The organism is Rhodococcus aetherivorans (assembly GCF_011058165.1).
In the GTDB taxonomy this organism is placed as follows: Bacteria; Actinomycetota; Actinomycetes; order Mycobacteriales; family Mycobacteriaceae; genus Rhodococcus; species Rhodococcus aetherivorans.
On the sequence record NZ_JAALEG010000178.1, the window covers coordinates 1 to 2946 of the forward strand.

2 protein-coding genes and 1 pseudogene are annotated in these 2946 nt (G+C 75.6%); all 3 read left to right on the forward strand.

The features are described from left to right. Positions 1-131: 131 nt before the first annotated feature. Positions 132-323, forward strand: a pseudogene (locus G6039_RS29935) (ComEA family DNA-binding protein); the annotation flags it as partial. Beyond that, positions 320-1858, forward strand: a complete 1539-nt coding sequence (locus G6039_RS29940; RefSeq protein ID WP_043797377.1) for a ComEC/Rec2 family competence protein — start codon at positions 320-322, stop codon at positions 1856-1858. The pseudogene G6039_RS29935 and the gene G6039_RS29940, both read left to right, overlap by 4 nt. Then, the gene (gene holA / locus G6039_RS29945; RefSeq protein ID WP_006933777.1) at positions 1855-2823 is read left to right on the forward strand and encodes a DNA polymerase III subunit delta; all 969 of its coding nucleotides are present in this window, start codon (positions 1855-1857) and stop codon (positions 2821-2823) included. The genes G6039_RS29940 and holA overlap by 4 nt, the downstream gene beginning before the upstream one ends. Positions 2824-2946: the final 123 nt, after the last annotated feature.

The following is a 2946-nucleotide window of genomic DNA, read 5'->3' on the forward strand; positions in this document are numbered from 1 at the left end:
TGCCGCAACCTCCACCGCCGGCAGCGGCGGTACCGGCTCCGCGACGGGACGATCGCCCCAGACCACGACGAGTGTGGCCAGCACCGCCACGACACCGACCGCGGCGAGGGCCCCGGCCCCACCCCGGGGCGGGGCCGGTGAACCTCAATACCGCCGACGAGGCGACGCTCGATGCGCTGCCCGGCGTCGGTCCCGTCACCGCGGCCGCGATCGTCGCGTGGCGCCGGGACAACGGGCCGTTCACCGACGTCGAACAGCTCGCCGAGGTCGACGGGATCGGTCCCGCTCGGCTGGTACGCCTGCGGACGCTGGTCGTGGTGTGACCGCGCCCGACCGCGACGACGCGCGACTGGTGCCGGGCGCGGTCGCGGCGTGGGCCGCAACCGCGCTCGGGTTGCACGCCGGCTGGCGGGTCTCGTTCGGGATCGCGGCGACGGCCGCCGTGTGCGCGGTGGCCACGGTCGTCGTGGCACGGCGACGACGGCTTCGTGCCGCGGCCCGGCCGCTGCTCGCCGCTCTCGTCGTCGCTGCCGGATTCTCGGCGGCGGTCGCACTGCGGGTGTGGGCGGCCGAGACGCATCCGCTCGCCGCCGCGGCCGCGCGCGCCGGCTGGGCCACCCTGGTGGTCGAACCGACGGAGGACCCGAAAAGATTGGGAGACAGTGCGTTCGGTGGGGACCAGGTGCTGGTGCCGGCAACGTTGCACCGCGCCGAGCTGGGACCCGACCGGTACTCGGGCGGCGGCGCCGTCGTGGTGTTCGCCCCTGTCGACGAGTGGGCGGAGCTGCTGCCGGGCCAGCGGATCACCCTGCGCGGACGGCTCGCCGAACCGGACGGCGCGGATCTGACGGTGGCCGTGGTCCGTGTCGACGGCCCGCCCCGATCGGTGCAGGCCCCCTCGCAGGTGCAGCAGTGGGCGGGACGGATCCGCGAGCGGCTCGCCTCGGCGTCCGGAGCGGTGCTCCCGCCCGCTGCGGCCGGGCTCTTGCCGGGCCTCGTCGTCGGCGACACCTCACGGCTGTCCGACGACGTCCGGGAGAGCTTCCGGGTGGCGGGACTGACCCACCTGACCGCGGTGTCCGGGGCCAACGTCAGCATCGTCCTCGGCGCGGTGCTCCTCGCCGTGCGGGGCCTCGGCCTCGGCCCCCGCACCGGCACGGCGCTCGCGGCGGTCGCGCTGGTGGCGTTCGTCGTCGTCGTGCGCCCGTCGCCGAGCGTGCTGCGCGCCGCCGCGATGGGAGCGATCGGGTTGCTCGCTCTGGTAACGGGCCGGCGCCGGCACGGCCTGCCGGCCCTCGCGGGCGCGGTCGGCGCCCTGCTCGTCGCCGCACCGGAACTCGCGACGGACGTCGGGTTCGCCCTGTCGGTCGCGGCCACCGCCGGGCTGGTGCTGGTGGCGCCGGCCTGGGTGACCCGGCTGCGGGCCCGCGGCTGGCCCCGCTCGGCGGCGGAGGTGTGCGCCGTCTCGGCGGCCGCGTTCGTCGTGACCGCCCCGATCGTCGCCGCACTGTCCGGCACCGTCAGCGTCGTGGCGGTCGCGGCCAACATCCTGGTCGCGCCGGTACTTCCGCCGTTGACCGTGCTCGGTACCACCGTCGCGGTGGTCTCCACGGCGTCGCCGACGGCGGCGGAGCTGCTCGCCCGCGGCACCGCACCCATGCTGTGGTGGATCCTCGAGGTGGCGGACCGCGCGGCCGACCTGCCCCTGGCCGAGGTGCCCGTGCCCGGAGGCGTGGGCGGAGCAGTCGCCGTCGGGGGCGGGCTCGTCGCCGCCCGGTGCCTGCCGCGACTGTGGCGTGGACGCCGGCCCGGGGCCCCGGCGGTGATGTCCGGCCGTCGTGGCACGATCGATCCGTGAGCAACCCGCAGCTGCATCTCGTGCTCGGTGACGAAGACCTCCTCGTCGAACGCGCCGTCGCGCGGATCGTCGGTGACGTCCGGGCGCGGACGGGTGCGGGGTCCGAGCTGCCCGTCTCGCGGCTGCGCGCCGGGGACGCCGGCGCGGCCGAACTCGCCGAGCTGCTGAGCCCGTCGCTGTTCGCCGAGGACCGGGTGGTCGTCCTCGAATCCGCCGCGGAGGCCGGCAAGGACGCCGTCGCGCTGATCCTCGATGCGGCGACCGAACCGCCCGAGGGGGTCTCCCTGGTCGTCCTGCACAGTGGCGGCGGCCGCGCGAAGGCCATGGTGGGCGCCCTGCAGAAGTGCGGCGCCGAGACCCACGAGTGCGCCAGGATCACCAAGGCGGCCGAGCGGGTGGACTTCGTGCGTGCGGAGTTTCGCGCGGCGGGTGTGCGGGTCGCGCCGGAGGTCGTGCAGGCGGTCATCGACGCCGTGGGCTCCGACCTGCGGGAGCTGGCAGCGGCGTGCAGCCAGCTGGTCGCCGACACGGGCGGCAAGATCGACGCCGCAGCCGTGCAGCGCTACTACTCCGGCAAGGCCGAGGTCACCGGGTTCGAGGTGGCCGAGAAGGCCGTGGCGGGCGACGAGCCGGGGGCGCTGGAATCGTTGCGGTGGGCGACGCATCGGGGCGTCGCGCACGTCCTGCTCGCCGACGCCCTCGCGGATGCTGTCCACACGATCGCGCGGGTCGGCTCGGCCGGGCGCGGGGACCCGTTCAAGATGGCATCCGAGCTCGGGATGCCCCCGTGGAAGGTGAAGAAGGCTCAGGCCCAGGCACGCGCGTGGGACCCGGGATCGATCGGGGCGGCGCTGCAGGTCGTGGCCGACCTCAACGCCGACGTCAAGGGCGCGGCCGCGGACGCCGACTACGCGGTGGAGCGCGCCGTGCGCCGCGTCGCGGGGCTGGCCGGCCGGACCCACTAATCCGAAAATGAGGTGACCTGCGCACGGGTGCGAACACGTGCCAGCTCCCGGCGGAGCGGGCGTGTCGTGGTGCGGGTCAGGCGGCCGGTGTCAAGGTGACGGAGTACCCGAGGGCTTCGAGTT